Annotated in this window: 18 protein-coding genes; 2 read left to right on the forward strand and 16 right to left on the reverse strand. The window is 70.0% G+C overall.

From position 1 onward, the window contains the following. Nucleotides 1-47: 47 nt before the first annotated feature. The 12 genes from J2Z79_RS10135 to J2Z79_RS10190 form a co-directional block, all read right to left on the reverse strand. The gene (locus J2Z79_RS10135) at nt 48-641 is read right to left on the reverse strand and encodes a Fe-S-containing hydro-lyase (protein ID WP_209466761.1); all 594 of its coding nucleotides are present in this window, start codon (nt 639-641) and stop codon (nt 48-50) included. Next, the gene (locus J2Z79_RS10140; protein WP_209466762.1) at nt 641-1,483 is read right to left on the reverse strand and encodes a fumarate hydratase; all 843 of its coding nucleotides are present in this window, start codon (nt 1,481-1,483) and stop codon (nt 641-643) included. Before J2Z79_RS10140 ends, J2Z79_RS10135 begins: the two co-directional genes overlap by 1 nt. A gap of 151 nt (nt 1,484-1,634) precedes the next feature. Continuing rightward, a complete protein-coding gene (locus tag J2Z79_RS10145; protein WP_209466763.1) occupies nt 1,635-2,108 on the reverse strand; it encodes a MaoC/PaaZ C-terminal domain-containing protein in 474 nt (157 codons plus the stop codon). A gap of 487 nt (nt 2,109-2,595) precedes the next feature. After that, a complete protein-coding gene (locus J2Z79_RS10150) occupies nt 2,596-3,267 on the reverse strand; it encodes a hypothetical protein (protein ID WP_209466764.1) in 672 nt (223 codons plus the stop codon). Between the two features lie 398 nt (nt 3,268-3,665). Continuing rightward, nucleotides 3,666-4,376, reverse strand: a complete 711-nt coding sequence (locus J2Z79_RS10155) for an IclR family transcriptional regulator (protein WP_209466765.1) — start codon at nt 4,374-4,376, stop codon at nt 3,666-3,668. Between the two features lie 263 nt (nt 4,377-4,639). Then, the gene (locus J2Z79_RS10160) at nt 4,640-5,905 is read right to left on the reverse strand and encodes a glutamate-5-semialdehyde dehydrogenase (protein ID WP_209466766.1); all 1,266 of its coding nucleotides are present in this window, start codon (nt 5,903-5,905) and stop codon (nt 4,640-4,642) included. A 5-nt stretch (nt 5,906-5,910) separates the two neighbouring features. Next, entirely contained in the window at nt 5,911-6,699 is a 789-nt protein-coding gene (gene proB, locus J2Z79_RS10165) for a glutamate 5-kinase (protein WP_209466767.1), read from the reverse strand. A gap of 599 nt (nt 6,700-7,298) precedes the next feature. Then, the gene (gene ftsH, locus J2Z79_RS10170; protein ID WP_209466768.1) at nt 7,299-9,332 is read right to left on the reverse strand and encodes an ATP-dependent zinc metalloprotease FtsH; all 2,034 of its coding nucleotides are present in this window, start codon (nt 9,330-9,332) and stop codon (nt 7,299-7,301) included. Between the two features lie 208 nt (nt 9,333-9,540). Beyond that, nucleotides 9,541-10,866, reverse strand: a complete 1,326-nt coding sequence (locus J2Z79_RS10175; protein WP_209466769.1) for a citrate (Si)-synthase — start codon at nt 10,864-10,866, stop codon at nt 9,541-9,543. A gap of 48 nt (nt 10,867-10,914) precedes the next feature. Then, nucleotides 10,915-11,862 (reverse strand): malate dehydrogenase, encoded by a 948-nt coding sequence (mdh, locus tag J2Z79_RS10180; RefSeq protein WP_209466770.1) that lies wholly within the window; start codon nt 11,860-11,862, stop codon nt 10,915-10,917. Between the two features lie 33 nt (nt 11,863-11,895). Beyond that, complete coding sequence (icd, locus tag J2Z79_RS10185) at nt 11,896-13,161, reverse strand: isocitrate dehydrogenase (NADP(+)) (RefSeq protein ID WP_209466771.1); 1,266 nt, start codon at nt 13,159-13,161, stop codon at nt 11,896-11,898. A 673-nt stretch (nt 13,162-13,834) separates the two neighbouring features. Then, a complete protein-coding gene (locus J2Z79_RS10190; protein WP_209466772.1) occupies nt 13,835-15,031 on the reverse strand; it encodes a hypothetical protein in 1,197 nt (398 codons plus the stop codon). Nucleotides 15,032-15,155: 124 nt separating this feature from the next. On the opposite strand from J2Z79_RS10190, the gene J2Z79_RS10195 reads away from it, so the two are divergent. Both J2Z79_RS10195 and J2Z79_RS10200 read left to right on the forward strand, forming a co-directional pair. Further along, nucleotides 15,156-15,980, forward strand: coding sequence for a class I SAM-dependent methyltransferase (locus tag J2Z79_RS10195; RefSeq protein WP_209466773.1), 825 nt, complete (start codon nt 15,156-15,158; stop codon nt 15,978-15,980). Nucleotides 15,981-16,058: 78 nt separating this feature from the next. Continuing rightward, complete coding sequence (locus J2Z79_RS10200; RefSeq protein WP_209466774.1) at nt 16,059-16,301, forward strand: hypothetical protein; 243 nt, start codon at nt 16,059-16,061, stop codon at nt 16,299-16,301. An 80-nt stretch (nt 16,302-16,381) separates the two neighbouring features. On the opposite strand, the gene J2Z79_RS10205 is transcribed toward J2Z79_RS10200, so the two are convergent. The 4 genes from J2Z79_RS10205 to J2Z79_RS10220 are packed head-to-tail and all read right to left on the reverse strand — an operon-like array spanning nt 16,382 to nt 18,323. Beyond that, nucleotides 16,382-16,777, reverse strand: a complete 396-nt coding sequence (locus J2Z79_RS10205) for a hypothetical protein (RefSeq protein WP_209466775.1) — start codon at nt 16,775-16,777, stop codon at nt 16,382-16,384. Then, nucleotides 16,774-17,070: a metal-sensitive transcriptional regulator gene (locus J2Z79_RS10210; RefSeq protein WP_209466776.1), complete on the reverse strand. Its 297-nt coding sequence runs from the start codon at nt 17,068-17,070 to the stop codon at nt 16,774-16,776. The genes J2Z79_RS10205 and J2Z79_RS10210 overlap by 4 nt, the downstream gene beginning before the upstream one ends. A gap of 18 nt (nt 17,071-17,088) precedes the next feature. Continuing rightward, nucleotides 17,089-17,700 (reverse strand): DUF1405 domain-containing protein, encoded by a 612-nt coding sequence (locus tag J2Z79_RS10215; RefSeq protein WP_209466777.1) that lies wholly within the window; start codon nt 17,698-17,700, stop codon nt 17,089-17,091. 26 nt (nt 17,701-17,726) lie between these two features. Further along, nucleotides 17,727-18,323 carry a TlpA family protein disulfide reductase gene (locus J2Z79_RS10220; protein ID WP_209466778.1) on the reverse strand — a complete coding sequence of 199 codons (597 nt, stop codon included), beginning with the start codon at nt 18,321-18,323 and terminating at the stop codon, nt 17,727-17,729.

The raw sequence follows: 18,323 nt of genomic DNA on the forward strand, positions 1-18,323 counted from the left end.
CAAACCTGACCCCGGCGGCGCTCGTGCACCCCCGGGGTCGTCGTTCGCTACTCACTGGCCACGGGCGGCTTCGGCTTCACCATAGCGTCGGGCTTCACCCACTGCGACTGGCCGGCGAAGTACTGGTCGCCGCCGTGGGCGTCGTTGATGCAGATGGCGGGGAAGTCCTTCACCCGCAGGCGGCGGATGGCCTCGGCCCCCAGGTCCTCGTAGGCGACCACCTCGGCGGCCTCGATGGTGCGGGCCAGCAGCGCCCCCGCCCCGCCGGTGGCGACCAGGTAGGCACCGCCGTACTGGACCAGTGCCGCCTTCACCTCGTCGCTCCGGTAGCCCTTGCCGATCACCAGCTTGACGCCCTGCCGGAGCATCTCCGGCGTGTACTTGTCCATGCGGTACGACGTGGTGGGACCCGCCGAGCCGATCACCTGGCCGGGCTTCGGCGGCGTGGGGCCGACGTAGTAGATGACGGCGCCCTCCGGGTTGAAGGGCAGCGGACGCCCTGCGGCCAGGTCCTCCACCATGCGCTTGTGGGCGGCGTCGCGGGCGGTGTAGATCTCGCCGGTGATGATGACCTCGTCGCCCGCCCTGATCTGCCGTGCCTGTTCGGGCGTGATCGGGGTGGTCACGTGAATCCGGGCCATCAGAGCGTCACCTCCTTGTGGCGGTGGCTGTGGCACTCGATGTTGACGGCGACGGGCAGGGCGGTGATGTGGCAGCCCATCACCTCGATGTGCACGGCCAGGGCGGTCACCGTGCCGCCGAGGCCCATCGGGCCGACGCCCAGCTTGTTGATCTCCTCCAGCAGCTCCTGCTCCCGTGCGGCCCAAGCCGGGTTGGGGTTGGGCGTGCCGACGTCGCGCAGCAGCGCCTTCTTGGCCAGGAGCGCGCACTTGTCGAAGTTGCCGCCGATGCCGACGCCGACGATCATGGGCGGGCAGGCGTTGGGCCCGGCCGCAGCCACCGTTTCGACGATGAACTGCTTGGCGCCCTCCCAGCCGGCGGACGGCGGCAGCATCTTCAGCTGGCTCATGTTCTCGGAGCCGCCGCCCTTGGTGTCGACCTTGATCTTCAGCTTGTCGCCCGGGACGATGTCGATGTAGATCATCGCCGGGGTGTTGTCGCGGGTGTTGATGCGCTCGATCGGGTCGTTGAGCATGGACTTGCGCAAGTACCCTTCGGTGTAACCCTTGGCGACGCCACGGTTCACGGCCTCGGTCAGGTCGCCGCCCACCAGGTGCAGGTCCTGCCCGATCTCCAGGAAGACCAGCGCGACGCCCGTGTCCTGGCACATGGGCACCCGCTCGGACTCGGCGATCGTGTAGTTGTCCACGAGCTGCATCAGGACGGTCTGTCCGACTGGGGCCTCTTCCAGCGACTTCGCCTGCGACAGAGCCCGGACCACATCATCCGACAGCTTGAAGTTGGCCTCTTGCACCAGGCGCGCGACGGCATCGGCCACCTGGTCTACGTGCAGTTCCCGCACAGCTTCCTCCTCCTTGGCCGCGCGTATTCCGTTGGCATACACCGGGATGAATTCGGTCTACCCATACTGTAGCAAATCGGTTGACGTAAGTCAGCCCCGAAGTGCTTAAGGTGTGGGTATTTCTATCCGAGCCCCGGCGGGCCGATAGGCTTTAGAATGACTCATACTCGTGGCGGAGCATGGGCTTCAGCCGCTGCGGCGGCTCGACCTCCATGCTGCCCTCCTGCAGCGGGCGGCCGGTCTGGTCGCGGATCACGTACTGAATCTCCACCCGCTGGGTCTCGGGGTAGAGCTTCACGATCTCCATCTCCGCGGTGACCTCGTCTCCGATGCGGGGCGGATGGAGGAGCCGGTAGCTGTGGGCGTGGGTGATGGACCCGAGACCCGGCAGGACCGAGGCCACGGCCCCCATCGCGAAGCCCGCCAGCATGTTCGCCGGCACGATGGGGTGCCCGTAGGTGGTGCGGCCGGCGTAGGTCGCGTCGCCGTAGAGCGGGTTGAGGTCGCCCGACAGGCTCATGTACTGCAGCACATCTTGCTTGCTCACCTTGCGGGAGAAGCTGGCCTTCTGCCCCACGGCCAGCTGGTCGAAGCTCTTCCCCAGTTCGTCCCAGAACAGGCTCATGTGATCACCCCTTCACCGGATTCAAGACTAATAATAACACGCTGAATTGCGGCATGCACCAAGAGTTCTGCGGTCGTGCACGCGTCGTCAGTTACCGGGGGGCAGCCGCCGGCATGCACGCAGCCGGTGCCGCTGGCGCACCAGCAATCGTGCACTCGGCACGCCGGCAACCGTGTTCGACACACCAGCAACCGTGCATCCAGCACACCGGCAACGTGCATCCAGCACACCAGCAACCGTGCATCCAGCACACCGGCAACCGTGCATCCAGCACACCTGCAACGGCGCATCCGGCACGCCGGCAACGGCGCATCCGGCACGATAGGAGCTTGTGCCTCCGGTACACCACGAGTGACGGCGCGGGTGCTCCGCCAACACCATCAGGCGTATTCGCGCGCAAACGGCCGCCCCATACCCGGGAGCGGCCTGTCGCTGGCTGATGATGTCAGGTCATGAACCGAGGAGGTGTACCCAACGGGGCTCGGCGTCAGTTCTCGTAGACCCATATCCTGGTCGCCCGAAACCCATCATCCGGCAGCACCAACCCGACCATGCCCACTGCGGCGCCCGGCCGGAGGGCAGAGAGCCCCTCCTCCACAGGCGAGAGACCGGGAACCCGGATGACCTCCACCGCCGTCGAGAACTCGATGGTTCGCCTTCCCCGGATCGCCTCCACCACGGCCCCATCGCACGAGACCTCTTCCAGCGTGCCCTCGAGCCGGCCGATGTTCACGAAGACCCACTCGCTCCGGGCGAGCAGGCTCCCGTCGGGCTGGGGCGTGCCCCTGGCGTCGACCCAGTCCCCCAGTTCGATGGCCTCAGGAGAAACGTGAAACTCCTTCCAGACCTTCGAATCCGGGGCAAACCGCACTACGCGCACACCTGCCGCGGACTCCAGGGCGATCGCGCCGTCCGTGATCTCCACCACTCTGCCCGAGGCAAAGCCCGGGTCGGATCCCTCGATCACCACTGCATGCTGATCTGCGGTCAGATCCGGCCCGGGGTCGGCTGAAGAACCGCCCGGGGCTGCGACGGCGGTGAAGGCGTCTCCTGCCGGACCGGGCGGACCATACCCGGTCACGTCCCCGTCCGCCGCAGTACAGCCCACTGTCAGGATGAGGGCGGCGACAACCAGCCCCGAAACGATCCTTCCGACCACCTGACCACACCCCCACCATCGGTCTCCCTGCATGCGTCAGTGAGTTCGACGAAGGGCGCAGTGGTGCAGTTCTTCCAAGGGTGCGACGACCGGATCGCCGATGCGTGCATCACTGCGCCGGCGACGCGCCGGCGGCGCGCCGGCGCTGCGGGGCTCCCAGACCTTCGGCCCGCCGGCCGGCGCTGCCGCGCTTCCGTTCCCCGGAGCCCGGCTTCGGGCGACTCGCCCCGTGGGGCATCGCGACTAGCCAGTGCAATCCTCAGCGCTTTCGCCTTCGCACCGTGCCACACCTTCACGTCACCTCCCAGCTGACTTCAGGCCTCTGTACAGCCAAGCAGCTCATGTCGCAAGCGGGGCCACGCCGTCTCACGGCGTGGCCCCGCTGATCTGTACACCAGCTACAGCTTCATCCCGATCGCATTCGCCGCCTTCTGCACGGCGCGGCTGAAGAGCGCCACCCGGTCGTCGGTGAACCGGCTCACCGGGCCCGAGATGGCCAGGGCGGCGACGCAGCGCCCGGCACGGTCGATGATCGGCGCCGCCACCGATGCGACGCCCTCCTCCCGCTCCTCGTGGCTCAGCGCCCAGCCCTGCTCCCGCGCCTGCTTCAGCCGGGCCTCCAAGGCCGCGCGGTCGAATCCGGGCGGCAGTTGCTCGTCCAGGATGCGCTGCCGCTCGACCGGCGAGCACCACGCCAGCAGGATCTTGCCCGACGCGCCCAGGTAAAGCGGAAGCCGCTCGCCGAGGCCGACGACGCGCCGGACCGTCAGCGGCCCCTCGGCGCGCTGCACGCGCACACGCTCGGCGCCGTCCCGCACGTAGAGGCTCACCGTCTCCTGTGCGAGGTCCCGGAGCTGCAGCATCTCACCCAGGGCGATGGTCGGCAGGTCGCCGGAGGAGAGGTAGACCTGCGCCAGTTCCAGCGCCTTCAGCCCCAGATGGTAGCGGCCGGTCGCCTCGTCACGCCGGACGAACCCGCGCGACTCCAGCGCCGCCAGGATGCGGTGCACTGTGGACTTGTACAGCCCCACCTTGGCGGCAATCTGAGTCACGCCCAGGCCGCCCCGCTCGCCGGCGAAGCAGAGCAGGACGTCCAGGGCGCGCTCCACGGACCGGATCGTTTGCGCCTCTTCCCTCAGGCAGCTCCCTCCTTTCTGAGGGAGTGGCCCGAATGCCCGCACGGGGCCAGCCCACCCCGCCGCGCCCGGGCCAACTGCAAGCTTCCGTCGGAGGCGGGTCTCCAGCCCCCCGCCCCTGTGGTCGACCAGCAGTTACCTTGCACCCTCATTCTAGCACAGGATGTTCCGCCAGAGGGAACGGCGTTCCGTATTTTCTGATCGAACAATGTTTGCAGACTGATAGCGAATAGCGATTAACGCACCTGACCGTTACCGCGCAGAACATACTTGTATGTGGTCAGTTCGGCCAGGCCCATCGGCCCCCGGGCGTGCAGCTTCTGCGTAGAGATGCCGATCTCGGCGCCGAAGCCGAACTCGCCGCCGTCGGTGAACCGGGTGGAGGCGTTGTGGTAGACCGCCGCGGCGTTGACGGCACGCAGAAACCGCTCGGCCGCCGCTCCGTCCGCGGTGACGATGGCCTCGGAGTGCTGCGTGCCGTAGCGGGCGATGTGCGCCAGGGCCTCCTCCAGGCCTCCCACCACCTTCACCGCGAGGGTCAGGTCCAGGTACTCCGCCGCCCAGTCCTCCTCCGTGGCCGGCTCCACCATGGCAGCGGCCCCCCTGAGGTACGCCAGGGCTTCGGGGCACGCCCGCAGCCGAACGCCGGCGGCCAGGAGCGCCGGGCCGGCGTCCGCGAGGAAGCGGGCTGCAATCGCCCGGTCCACCAGCAGCGTCTCTGCGGCGTTGCACACCGCCGGGTTGGAGCACTTGGCGTTGAGCACGATCTCCCGGGCCATCGCCAGGTCGGCCGCCTCGTGGACGTAGACGTGGCAGACCCCGGTGCCCGTCTCGATCACCGGCACCCGCGACTGCTCTACCGTGGCCCGGATCAGCCCGGCGCCGCCCCGGGGGATCAGCACGTCCACCAGCCCGCGGGCGTTCATCAGCTCCACCGCCGCCTCCCGGGCTGAGGGCAGTACCTGCACCAGCTCCTCCGGCAGGCCGGCTTGCCGGAGTCCAGCCGCCATCGCCGCCCCCAGGGCCGCGTTGGACCGCGCCGCCTCCTTACCCCCCTTCAGCAGCACGGCGTTGCCCGCCTTCAGGCAGAGGACGGCGGCGTCCACCGTCACGCCCGGGCGCGATTCGTAGATGATGCCGATGACTCCCAGGGGCACCCGCACCCGCTCGATGCGCAGGCCGTTGGGGCGCACCCAGGCCTCGGGCTCGGCGGCCAGCGGGTCGGGCAGCGCCGCCACCGCCCTGACGCCCCGGATGACCCCGGCCAGCTTCGCCTCGTCCAGCCGCAGCCGGGCGATCATCGGCCCGGGCAGCCCCGCGGCCTCCGCCGCCGCCAGGTCCTCCCGGTTGGCCGCCACGATCTCGGCGGCCTTCTCCTCCAGGGTGCGGGCGATCGCCTCCAGCGCGCCGTTCCGCTCGCCGGCGGTCGCCAGCTCCAGCCGCCGCTGCGCCTGCCGGGCGCGCCGGGCCATCCCCCGCACGTCGCTCACCCGCTCATCCATCGTCGCTATCCCTCCCGCACAAATAGCGTGCCTGCCTCCTCGCCGGCCATGATCGACCGCAGGATGCCCGGCCGGTCGCCCTTGGCCAGCACCATCGGGATGCCGTGGGCGGCGCAGATGCGGGCCGCCGCCACCTTGGTCACCATCCCGCCCGTGCCGTTGGCGGAGCCGGCGCCGCCGGCCATGCCGTCCAGGTCGTCGTCCGGCGAGACCACCGACAGCGGCCTGAGCCCCGGGTGGATGTGGGGGTCGGCCGGGTAGAGCCCGTCCACATCGGAGAGCAGGACCAGCAGGTCCGCGCCGATCAGCGCCGCCACCCGGGCCGAGAGCGTGTCGTTGTCGCCCACCCGGATCTCCTCGCTGGTCACCGTGTCGTTCTCGTTGACGATGGGCACGACCCCCCAGGCGAGGAGCCGCTCCATCACCTGCGCCGCCGAGGCCCGGCGGTGCTCGTCCTCCAGGTCCTCCCGGGTGAGCAGCACCTGACCCACCACGAGCCCGTATTCCCCGAACAGGCCCTCGTACCGCTGCATCAGCAGCCCCTGACCCACCGCCGCCAGCGCCTGCTTGGCCGCGACCTCGTGCGGCCGCTCCGCCAGGCCCAGCTTACCCAGGCCGGCCCCCACGGCCCCCGAGGTCACCAGGACAACCTGCCGCCCCTCGAAGTGCAGGTCGGCGATCTGCCGCACCAGCGCCTCCATCCGGCCCAGGTGCAGATGGCCGCCGGGATGGGTCAGGGTCGATGTGCCCACCTTGATGATCACCCTTCTGCACTGCTGCAACCGATCGCGCACGTGAACTGCCTCCCTTGCACGCCTTCGCCCGGATAAAGACAAAAACCCCGTCCATGCCGGACGGGGTTTCCTTCCCGTGGTACCACCAGCCTGAGCCGCAGGACCAGCCTGCGCGCCCACTCATTCGCACAGCGCCCAGCCAGGCGCCCCCGGGGATAACGGGCCGGGCTTCCCGGGACGGCTCGTCGCCGCCGGCTCGGGGATGGGTTCGAAGGCCTCCGCCTGACCGGGCTTGCACCGCCGGGCCCGGCTCTCTACGCAGGGGTGGGCGCTTCTACTGGTTCCCTTCATCGCCTGAGATCGAGATATTGGCCTGATTATAGGAGGGTTCATCCACTGTGTCAACCCCCTGGAAGGCGGCAGCCGCGAGCGCTGCACCGTTGCTCGCCACGCGCTTACCCACCCCTTCACAGCCACCGCCCTGCCCGCCACCGCCTCGACAGCCACTGCCTAGACAGCAACTGCTTGAACAGCCACGGCCTTGACAGCCATGCCTTGACAGGCACTGCCTGGACAGCAACTGCTTCGCCGATCGCGGCCTTGATGACCGCTGCCGCGACAGCCGCCGGTCAGTCTCCGCCTGCCGCCTCCGCCGTCGCTCAGGCTTCCGCGCCGCGGGCGGCCGGCTTCTCCGCCACCGCTCGCTCGCCCGGAACGTCCGAAGCCGGAGCCTCTTCCAGGGTTTCCCGGCCATCAGCAGCCAGCACCTCGACGGCCGGCCGTGCGTCCGCAGCGTCTGCAACCGGCGCGTCCGCCAGGTCTTCCGCACCGTCAGCATCCGGTGCGCGGAAAGCCGCCCACGTGTCAGCAACAAGGGCGCCCCGCGCCTCTGCCAGCGCTTCCGCACCGCCGACAGCCCTCACCCTGTCATCCGCCGGCGCGCCGGCACCGGCCGCCAGCAGCGCCTCGACCTCCGCGCCCTCCAGCCGCTCCCGCTCCAGGAGGGCGGCGGCCAGCCGGTCGAGCGCCGGCCGGCGGGCGTCGAGCAGGCTCCGGGCGATTCCGGCGGCCTGCTCCACCAGGGAGCGCATCGCCCGGTCCACGGCCCGCAGGCTCTCCTCGCCCGGGCCCTGGCCGGCCTCGCTCACCTGCAGCGGCCCGATCTCCGGGTGCATGCCCCAGCGGGTCACCATCTGCCGGGCGAGCTGGGTGGCGCGCTCCAGGTCGTCGGCCGCACCGGCGCTGGGCTCGCCCAGGGCCAGCTCCTCCGCGGCCCGCCCGGCCAGCAGCTCCGCCAGCCGGTCGAGGACCTCCTTCCTGCTATGTACCAGCCGCTCCTCCTCGCCGTCGCGGAAGAGGGTGTGCCCGTAGGCCCGGCCGTAGGGCAGCAGCGTCACCCGCACGAGGCAGCCGGGCCCCCGCACGCAGAGCCCCACGATCGCGTGGCCGGCCTCGTGGTAGGCCACCCGCAGCCGGTCTTCCGCCGCGTAGCGGATCCGCCGCGGCGGCCCGCCGGAGGCCACCCGCTCCAGGGCGAGCGCGATCTGCCGCCAGCCGATCTCCCGGAGCCCCTCCCGCACGGCCAGCAGGGCCGCCTCGTTCAGCAGGTTGGCCAGGTCGGCCCCCGTGAAGCCGGGGGTGAGCCGGGCCACGTCCGCCAGCTGCACGTCCGGGCTGAGCGGCCGGCTGCGGGCGTGCACCTCCAGGATCTGCTCCCGCCCCTTCCGGTCCGGCGGCTCGACCGTGAGCTGCCGGTCGAAGCGGCCGGGGCGGAGGATGGCGGGGTCCAGGATGTCCGGTCGGTTGGTGGCCGCGATCAGGATCACTCCCTCGGCGCTCTCGAAGCCGTCCATCTCCACCAGGAGCTGGTTCACGGTCTGCTCCCGCTCCTCGGCGCCGCCGCCCGGGCTCACGCCCCGCTGCCTGGCCAGGGCGTCGATCTCGTCGATGAACAGGATGCAGGGGGCCGACTGGCGCGCCCGGGCGAACAGCGCCCGCACCCGGGCCGCGCCCGTGCCCGCGTACAGCTCCACGAAGTCGGAGCCGGAGGCGGAGAAGAAGGGCACGCCGGCCTCCCCCGCCACCGCCCGCGCCAGCAGCGTCTTGCCCGTGCCCGGCGGCCCGGAGAGCAGGATGCCCCGGGGGATGCGCGCCCCCAGCTCGGCGTACCGCTGCGGCTCCCGCAGGAAGTCGACCACCTCCTGCAGCTCCGCCTTCACCTCGTCGAGGCCGGCCACGTCCCGGAGCGTCACGGCGTCGCTGCCCGGCCGGTAGAGCCTGGCCGGGCTCTGCTCCACCCAGAGCAGCCCCCCGCGGCCCCGGCCCGTCTCGCGCCGGCTGAGCCAGAGGATCGCCCCGAGGACCACCAGCGGCGGCACCAGGCGCACCAGGGTCCGGAGCACCGACGGATCCGCCGGGTGTGCGTACTCCAGCCGCACGCCGTACTGCAGGAGCAGGGTCTGCAGCCGCGCCTCCCCGGGGGGCAGGGTCACCGTGGCCAGCGAGCCGTCCCGGTACACCGCGTCCAGCCGCTGCCCGCTGATGCGGACGCCGGCCACCTGCCGGGCCTGCACGTCGCGCAGGAACTGGCTGTAGGGCACAGGGACGGCGTCCGCCGCCGCGGCGGGCCGGCTGAGCAGAAGCGCCGCGGCGACCAGGACCGCGCCCACCCACCATCGCACCACTGCCGGCATCGCCACACCTCCACGCTCGCGGGGCCGCCCGCTCCACGAATAACACGCAGGCGGCGCGGCAAAGGTTCGGTACGGGCGGAACCCGCTCTCCGAATCCTATTCGGCTGGCCTGTCCGTGGTGCCTCGGCCCGGGCCGGCGCCCGGGTGAAGAGAAGGCGGGGGCAGCCCCTCCGGCTGCCCCCGCGGTGCGATGTCCGTGTGCGATTGCCTAGCCGAGCTTGCGGCCACCGGCGGCCGCCCACTCCTCGAGCATGGCGGTGGTGACCGACTTGGGCCGCTCGATCGGGTAGCCCAGCGCCCGGTCCCAGGTGATGTTGGCCATCACGCCCAGGGCCCGGCCCACGCCGAAGAGGACGGTGTAGAAGTCCCACTCGCGCACGCCGTAGTGCCACTGGATGACGCCGGACTGCGCGTCGACGTTCGGCCACGGGTTCTTCGCCTTGCCGTGCTCCATCAGGACGCCCGGCGCCACCTCGTAGATCATGCTGACCAGCTTGAACAGCGGGTCGTCAGGCATGTGCTTGAGGCAGAACTCCCGCTGCGCCGTGTACCGCGGGTCGGTCTTGCGCAGCACCCCGTGGCCGTAGCCCGGGATCACCTGGCCGGCGTTGAGCGTGTCCCAGAGCGCCTTGGTCACGTTCTCCCGCGTGGGCTCGACGCCCTCGCCCAGCTTGGCCTGGAACTCCATGATCCAGCGCAGGACCTCCTGGTTGGCCAGACCGTGCAGCGGGCCGGCGAGGCCGTTCAGCGCCGCCGAGTAGGCGTAGTAGGCGTCGGAGAGCGCCGAGGCGACCAGGTGGCCGGTGTGGGCGGAGACGTTGCCCGACTCGTGGTCAGAGTGGAGGATGAAGTACATGCGGGAGACGTCGTCGTACGGCTTGGGCACGCCCATCATGTGGGCGAAGTTGGCGCCCATGTCCAGGTCCCTGTCGGGCGGGATGTGGACGTCGTCTTTGAACTTGTACCGGTAGATGAACGCCGCGATCATGGGGATGCGGGCCACCAGGTCGCTGGCGTCCTCGTACATGTACTCCCAGGCCCGGTTCTTGTTGAACTCACCGGAGTTGTAGTACCTGGCGAACTTCGACTCCCGCTGCATCGCCAGGACGCCGGCGGAGAGCATGGTCATCGGGTGGGTGTCCTTCGGCAGCGCCCGGATCACGTCGTAGACGTACTCCGGCACGACCCGGCGCTCCTTCCACTCGGCGATGACCTCGTCCACCTGCTCCTGCGTCGGCACCTCGCCGGTGAGCAGGAAGTACCAGAAGGCCTCAACGGTGGGGTACTCCCCGCCCGGGGCCTTGGGCAGGGCCTCGAAGGTCTCGGGGATCGTCTTGCCCCGGAACCGGATGCCCTCAAAGGGGTCCAGGTAGGAGATGTCGGTCACGAGGCAGCGCACGTCGCGCGCCCCGCGGATGGCCTGCTCGATCGTCACCTGGTCGATGACGACGTTGCCGAACTCTTTCAGGAGGCGCTGCGTGCGGGGGCGCTGCTCCTCGATCTTCTGCTGCAACACCGCCTTCAGCTGAGACACTTGATTTCCCCTCCCCAGGTTCATCTACTTGTCCTGCTGATGGCGGCGTTACTGCGCGAGGATGCCCGCCTTCAGCATCTCGACGAGCTGTTTCACGCCGGCCGCGCTCTTGTCGAGGGCCGCCTTCTCCTCGGGCAGGAGCTCGATCTCGACGACCTTCTCCAGGCCGTTGCCGCCGAGGATGGTCATGACGCCCATGCACATGTCGCTGTAGCCGTACTCGCCCTCCAGGTAGGCGATGGACGGCAGGATGCGCTTGCGGTCCTTCAGGATGGCCTCGATCATCTCCACCAGCGCCATGCCCGGGGCGTAGCCGGCCGAGGTGCCCATGAGGTTGACGATCTCACCGCCGCCCTTGCGGGTGCGCTCGACGATCGCGTCGATGGTCTCCTTCGGCAGCAGCTTCTCCACCGGGATGCCGCCGGCCGAGGTATAGCGGACCAGCGGCACCATGTCGTCGCCGTGGCCGCCCAGCACGCAGCCCACGACGTCCTGGAAGGAGCAGCCGATGGCCTCCGCCAGGAAGGTGCGGTAGCGCGCGGTGTCGAGCACGCCGGACTGGCCGATCACCCGGTTCTTCGGGAAGCCCGAGGCCTTCAGGGCCACGTAGGTCATGGAGTCGACCGGGTTGGAGAGGACGATGATCACCGCGTCGGGGGCGTACTTGGCCACCTTCTCCGCCACGTCCTTGACGATGGCGGCGTTGGTGTTCACCAGGTCCTCCCGGCTCATGCCGGGCTTGCGGGGAACGCCGGCCGTGATCACGACCACGTCGGCCCCGGCGATCTGGGCGTAGTCGGCGGTGCCGGAGAGCCGGGTGTCGTTGCCGTAGATCGGCATGGCCTCCGTCATGTCGAGCGCGACGCCCTTGGCGTAGTTCTCCTTGACGGGCAGGTCGACCAGGACGATGTCGCCCAGGTCGCGGGCGGCCGCGAACAGGGCGGTTCCCTGTCCCGTGAAGCCCGATCCGATAATCGCGATCTTATGGCGTCTCATCAGAACTGATGCCCCTTCCTTGTCACCCAGAGCCTACATGTTCTCGATGATCAGGCGGCCGAACTCGGAGCACTTCACCTCGGTGGCGCCCTCGGTCAGCCGTGCGAAGTCGTAGGTGACGGTCTTCTGTGCGATGGTTGCGCTCAGGCCCTTGATGATCAGGTCGGCGGCCTCGTGCCAGCCCATGTACCGGAGCATCATCTCGCCGGAGAGGATGACCGAGCCCGGGTTCACCTTGTCGAGGCCGGCGTACTTGGGCGCGGTGCCGTGAGTGGCCTCGAACAGGCCGTAGCCGTCGCTGTAGGAGATGTTGGCGCCCGGCGCGATGCCGATGCCGCCCACCATGGCCGCGACGTGGTCGGAGAGGTAGTCGCCGTTCAGGTTCAGGGTGGCGATCACGTCCCACTCGTCAGGCCGCAGCAGGAGCTGCTGGAAGGTGATGTCGGCGATGCGGTCGCGGACGAGGATCTTGCCCGCGGGCATCTTGCCCTTGTACTCGTCGGACCAGAGCTCATCCTCGGTGATGACGTAGTCCCGGAACTCCTCCACGGCGACCTGGTAGCCCCAGTCGCGGAAGGCGCCCTCGGTGAACTTCTGGATGTTGCCCTTGTGCACCAGGGTGACGGACTTGCGCTTGTTGTCGATGGCGTACTGGATGGCGGCGCGGACCAGGCGCTTGGAGCCGAACTCGGTGACCGGCTTGATGCCGATGCCGATCATGTCGTCCCGGTCGGAGTTGGGCAGCTTGACGCCCATCTGCTCGGTGAGCAGGCCCGCAACCTTCCTGGCCTCTGCGGTGCCGGCCTTCCACTCGATGCCGGCGTAGATGTCCTCGGTGTTCTCGCGGAAGATGACCACGTCGGTCTTCTGAGGCTCCTTCACCGGGCTGGGCACGCCGGGGAACCAGCGGACGGGACGGACGCAGGCATACAGGTCCAGCATCTGCCGCAGCGTGACGTTCAGCGACCGGATGCCGCCGCCCACGGGGGTCGTCAGGGGGCCCTTGATGGCGACGCGGTACTCGCGGATCGCCTCGATGGTGTCGTCGATGAGCCACTCGCCGAACTTGTTCAGGCACTTCTCACCGGCATAGACCTCGAACCAGGCGATCTTCCGCTTGCCGCCATACGCCTTCGCCACGGCGGCGTCGAGCACGGGCTGCGCTGCCGCCCAGATGTCGGGGCCCGTGCCGTCGCCCTCGATGAACGGGATGATCGGGTTGTCCGGCACGACCAGTCGGCCGTTCTCCATGGTGATCTTCTGGCCTTCGGGCGGGGTCAGCTTGGTCAACTTCGCCACAACAGCACCTCCGTCTTCTTTGCGGCCATCGCTGCCGCAGGGAGGGCGCAGGCAGCCTGCTGGAGAAGACCCCGGCAAGGTTCGGGGATGGGGAAGCCTGTTCCCTCCGCGAAACTATTGGCTTCCTGACCGGCGCACGGTGGGCTGCCCGGACCGGTCAAGATTGTGAACGTAGTCACAGAATAAGTAGAGTAGGGGATGGTCAACTCAACTATGTGCTATTTGTCGTCATCCCCAAGCACTATAGTACCAACTCTTCACCCTGTGTGGAAGTGTCATCGACGTTTCGATGATGAAAATATCTTATACATCTGACCGGAGGTTCAGTTGCGCGGGAATGCGCTGGCGGGTCCGAGGCGCCCCGAGGCTTCGCGCCGCAGTCAACGGCAACGGGCGCGTCGCTGTGCCTCGGCCACAAGACCGCGGCGGGACTGATAGGGCCGAACCCGCCCAACTGACTGGATGTATGTGGAACCGCCTGTCCCCCAGAACTCCAGGAGCCACGCCCCGTGCGAGCGTGGCTCACGCGCTTACAGCTGCGGTCATGCGATCGGCTCCCCAACCGCCTTGACACCGAAGCTTGCTCAGTTCCGAGGGGGAGCTTGGGCCGCGCTCACCCGGGCTGAGGCCCGGGGGCACCACCTTGCGCCCCCGGGCCTGATCCAGGCCTGACCTACCCGCGGGTCGAGTAGCCGCCTTGCAGCCCACGCGTGGAGTAAGTACCTGCGCGCGACCTGCGCCGCACCCGCTGCTCGCCGGAGACCGCCTCGACCGGCTCCGGAGCAGACTCGGCGGCCCCGGGCGCGGGCCCGGCGTCGGCCGCAGGCATCTGCCAGAACGGCGCCTGACCCTGCAGCTGCGCCGCCAGGCCGGGAAGCACCGCAGCCATCGCCGCCTGTTGCTGCACCGCCTGCTGCTTGAGCAGCTGCTGCGCCAGGGCCTGCTGCTGCGCCCAGAAGGGCCCTCCTGCGCCGGACAGGCCGAGGGCGGGCTCGTCGGCGGACCGCGGCGATTGCGCGGACATACTGGTCCTGCCCTGCGAGGGCGACGGGGCCCCCTGGGCCGTCGGCGCCCCGGGCACGGGCGACCCCGGGAAGGGCGGAACGCCCGGCAGCGGCATCCCCAGCGCCGCCGGCGATCCCGACAGGGGCATTCCCGGAATCGACTGCGCACCCGGCAGCCCCGGAGTCGACGGTGTACCGGCGAAGGGCTGCCCAGGAACCGGCGGTGTACCGGCGAAGGGCAGTCCAGGAACCGACGGGGTGCCGGCGAAGGGCAGCCCCGGGATCGGCTGCGTACCCGGCAGGCTCATGGCAGGAATCGACGGCGCACCCGGCAGGGGCGTTCCCGGATTCGACTGCGCACCTCCCGGACCCGACGGCCCGCCTGACACCGACGCCCCGGGAGTCGACGGCGCACCGGACGCGGGCACGCCCGGAGTCGACTGCCCACCGGACACGGGCACTCCCGGCACCGCCGGCCCACTCGACACGGGTGCGCCAGGGACCGACTGCGCACCGGTCAGCGGCAGCCCGGGAACCGGCTGCAAGGTCGGCAGCGGCATCACCGGCACCGGCTGCACGCCCGGAAGGGGCATCGCCTGGGCGACCGGCGTCGCCGGCAGCGCTGCAAAGGCCACCGGGGCGGACTGTGCCTGCGGGCCTCCTGGCGCCTGCCCCGCGGGAGCCGGGGCGCCGTCCCCGAGGGAGGGCTGGACGGCGGGCTGGGACACGCCGGCGCCTGCCACCTGCGGCGGGACCGGCATCCTGGGCATGTGCACCGGCATGGGCGGCATGGCGGGCGGGGGTCCGGGCAGCCGCATCCCGCCCGGCGGGATGAAGGGCGGGGCGGAGATGAAACCATGTCGCATCGGGCAACCACCTCTCTGCGCGCATTTCACCTGGTTCAGGCCATCCTATGGGGCCGCCGCCGAATCGGTCCCAGGGACGAATCCAGCCGCCCTGAATATGCTGGGGTCCGGGGGGTGCGATCGCGTGGACGGCGCAAAGGATCGGCTGGCCAGGGGGTACACGCGCACCTCTGCCCTGTACGACGACCTGGTCGGCCCCGGCTACCTGGCGGCGATCCGCCGCCTGCTGCCCTTCGTGCGGGTGGGTCCGCTGCCCGCCATCCTCGACGTGGGCTGCGGAACGGGCATCAACCTGTTCGAGGCTGCCCGCTGGTTCGCGCCCGCGGGCCTGCTGGTCGGCATCGACATCTCGCCGGGCATGGTGGCGGTGGCCACCGCGAAGGCGCGCCAGCTGGGCATCCCGGCCAGGATCCTCCTGGGGGACGCCGAGCGCCTGCCGTTTCCCGACGACACGTTCGACCTGGTGATCTGCAACTCGGTCTTCCACTGGTTCCAGGACCGGCCGGGGGCGATGCGGGAGATGGCCCGCGTGCTCAAACCCGGCGGCTGCCTGGCCCTGATCGCGGCCACGGCCCCCGGGTTCCGCGAGTGGTTCCTGCTGATGGACGCCGTGGTCCGTGCGACGCTGGGCCCGGACCGGGCGGCGCCGATTCCGGAGCTGCCCACCCCCGAGGAGCTGGCCGCCCTGATGCAAGGGGCCGGGCTGACCATCGCCGGGATGCAGAACCTCATCCAGCGCCACCTCGTCACCAACCCGCTCACCTTCGTGCAGCTGATGTCGGTGATGGCGCCCACCTGGTCCGGCGACCTGTCCGACCGGGAGGTGGCGGCGCTGCAGGCCGCGGCCGCACGGCTGATGGCCGCCGGATGGCCCGGCGGGTTCCCCGTCACCTGGTCCGCGTTGGAGGCCATCGCCGTCAAGGCGCCCCGGAGTCACCCCGGCGCGTGACGCCACATAGTGTGAGAGCAAGGCTCCCCCTCTGGAGGACCTTGCCGAGGTCACGAGTCGAAAGGAGAGCGCAAGCGGATGAACTATGGTGGATTCGGACCCAGCATCGCCGCTTTCTCCCCGTTCATCGGCGCCCAGGCCGGCGCGGATGACCTGCTCATCGCACCGGGGGCGGCCGCCTACCCGGCCGCGAACGCGACCGTCTATCGTGTCTATGAGTATGCCGTGCCTGTCACCACCGTGGCCACGGTGCCTTCCGCCTACCCGACCACCGCGGGCATCCCGGGCATCGCCGGCTATCCCGGCTGGTGGGGCGTCTGATCCTTCCCTACATCGAGACCGGCAGCGCGGAAACGACCAGGGCCGTGGGAAGTCTCCCACGGCCCGTCCTCGCGCGCCGCTTACGCGGTGCGCCGGCTGTCCAGGTAGTCCAGCAGGTGGCCAAGCAGCATGAGGCCGCCTGCTGCCAGGAAGTAGACGTTCGCCACCACGTTGATCACGGCGGCGTAGAGGCCACCGGCGTACAGCAGGGTGGAGAGCAGGCTGGCCGCCGCGGCCCGCCCGGCCCGGCCCTGCCGGAGCTCCCCCAGCGCGTCGCCGTACAGCGGCAGGCCGCCCGCGAGCTGCACCAGTGTGCCCCAGACCGCCTGTAGCTTGGGGTCGGCCAGGTAGAACAGCTCGTAGCCCAGCGCCTGGGCCACCAGGTCCGCCCAGAGCGGCAGCGAGAAGACGGCGGTGACCACCACACGGCCCAGCCGCTCTGAACGCGTGCGCGAACGGGGCGCCCTGCCGCTCATTTGAGGAACCGCCCCAGCACGTCCATCAGCTCGGCCACCGCCTGGTCGCCCTCGCCCCGGCGCACGGCCGCGGCCATGCACCCCTTGGCGTGCCCCTCCAGCAGCATCAGGCCCACCTTGTTCAGGGCCGCCTCCACGGCGGCCACCTGGTTGAGGATGTCCACGCAGTAGCGGTCCTCCTCCACCATCCGCTGCAGGCCCCGCACCTGCCCCTCGATCTTCCGGAGCCGGTCGAGGATCGCCTGCTTATCCCGCACCAGCGGCACCCGCGTCTCGGGCCGCTTTTCCGCCATCGGTGAAGACCTCCTTCCTCACCCTGCGGCAGCCTTCCTGCCCAGCAGCCCCTGCGCCAGCAGGAACGTTCCCCAGATCGCCGACAGGGTCACTGCCGCGCCGCGCGCGAACGCAAACTCGGCCGGGTACGGCAGCGTGGGATGCGTCATCCACAGGTGGTAGTCCACCAGGTCCTGCACCAGCAGCCAGGCCAGCGCCAGGCCCGCAGCCGGCGCCTCCGGCCGGTAGTGGCGGGCGAAGAGCAGGCCCTGGACCCACATGCCCAGGTGCGACAGGGTCAGGTGGACGAAGTCGAACTCCCAGCCGTACTTGATGCCGGCCTGCGGCAGCACGACCGCCGTCCACAGGCCGTACTTCATGTTCGAGACGAAGGCCACCGCGCCCAGGAGCTGCATCCCCGGCCGGCGCCAGTCCAGCCCCGCCAGCATGAGCCCCAGCCAGATGGTCAGGAGGAACGTGGCCCCCGGGCTGTCGGGCACGATGAACCAGCGGGCGTACGGGGTCTGTGAAAGCTGCGGCCAGTACCAGTAGAAGCCGTATAGCGAGCCGAGGAAGTTGATGACCAGCAGCGCCCACCACCAGCGGCGGTCGTGGGCGACGCTGCGGAAGAACCGCGCCAACGAGCCCATGCGTTGCGCCTACCCCTTGCTGCGGATTAGTCTTCTGCAGTCTTCGAGGCCAGTTCTGCGTACTCCTTCATCTCTTCCAGGCTCAGCTGGCCGGTATGGCGAACCCGGATCACGCCTTCAGCGTCGATGAAGAAAGAGGTTGGAACGCCCGAGACCAGGTAGGCGCGGGCGGCGCTCCCCCCGTCGTGCACCACCAGGAAGGTCAGCCCCAGGGCCTCGGCGAAGGCGGCCATCTTCTCCCGCGACTCGAACCCGTCAGCGCCGATGGCCACCACGCGCACCCGGTCGCCCATCTCCCGGTGGAACTCCTCCATGTCGGGCATCTCATCCTTGCACGGCGGGCACCAGGTGGCCCAGAAGTTCAGGAAGACCGGCTGCCCCTTCAGGTCCGCGAGCGAGACGGCCTTGCCCGAGAAGACGTCTGTCGCCCGGATGTCCGCGGCCAGGTAGCCCGGCATCGGCTTCACCTCCGGCGCCGCCGCGTCCGGGGCCGGGTCGGCCCCGCCCTCCCCGTGGAAAACCCCGACCGGCTCCTGATCCGCACCGTCGGGCCGCACTCCCCCGCACCCGGCCGTCAGCACCAGGAGCGCCGCCAGGATCGCAGCCGCCACCCTCCGCAGCAC

The sequence above is a fragment of the Symbiobacterium terraclitae genome (genome assembly GCF_017874315.1).
Taxonomy (GTDB): Bacteria; Bacillota; Sulfobacillia; order Symbiobacteriales; family Symbiobacteriaceae; genus Symbiobacterium; species Symbiobacterium terraclitae.

Excerpts from the sequence above, each read along its gene's own strand:
- J2Z79_RS10135 (WP_209466761.1), bottom strand. The coding sequence starts at position 641 with ATGGCCCGGATTCACGTGACCACCCCGATCACGCCCGAACAGGCACGG.
- J2Z79_RS10145 (WP_209466763.1), bottom strand. The coding sequence starts at position 2,108 with ATGAGCCTGTTCTGGGACGAACTGGGGAAGAGCTTCGACCAGCTGGCC.
- J2Z79_RS10160 (WP_209466766.1), bottom strand. The coding sequence starts at position 5,905 with ATGGATGAGCGGGTGAGCGACGTGCGGGGGATGGCCCGGCGCGCCCGG.
- ftsH (WP_209466768.1), bottom strand. The coding sequence starts at position 9,332 with ATGCCGGCAGTGGTGCGATGGTGGGTGGGCGCGGTCCTGGTCGCCGCG.
- mdh (WP_209466770.1), bottom strand. The coding sequence starts at position 11,862 with ATGAGACGCCATAAGATCGCGATTATCGGATCGGGCTTCACGGGACAG.
- J2Z79_RS10190 (WP_209466772.1), bottom strand. The coding sequence starts at position 15,031 with ATGCGACATGGTTTCATCTCCGCCCCGCCCTTCATCCCGCCGGGCGGG.
- J2Z79_RS10200 (WP_209466774.1), top strand. The coding sequence starts at position 16,059 with ATGAACTATGGTGGATTCGGACCCAGCATCGCCGCTTTCTCCCCGTTC.
- J2Z79_RS10205 (WP_209466775.1), bottom strand. The coding sequence starts at position 16,777 with ATGAGCGGCAGGGCGCCCCGTTCGCGCACGCGTTCAGAGCGGCTGGGC.
- J2Z79_RS10210 (WP_209466776.1), bottom strand. The coding sequence starts at position 17,070 with ATGGCGGAAAAGCGGCCCGAGACGCGGGTGCCGCTGGTGCGGGATAAG.
- J2Z79_RS10215 (WP_209466777.1), bottom strand. The coding sequence starts at position 17,700 with ATGGGCTCGTTGGCGCGGTTCTTCCGCAGCGTCGCCCACGACCGCCGC.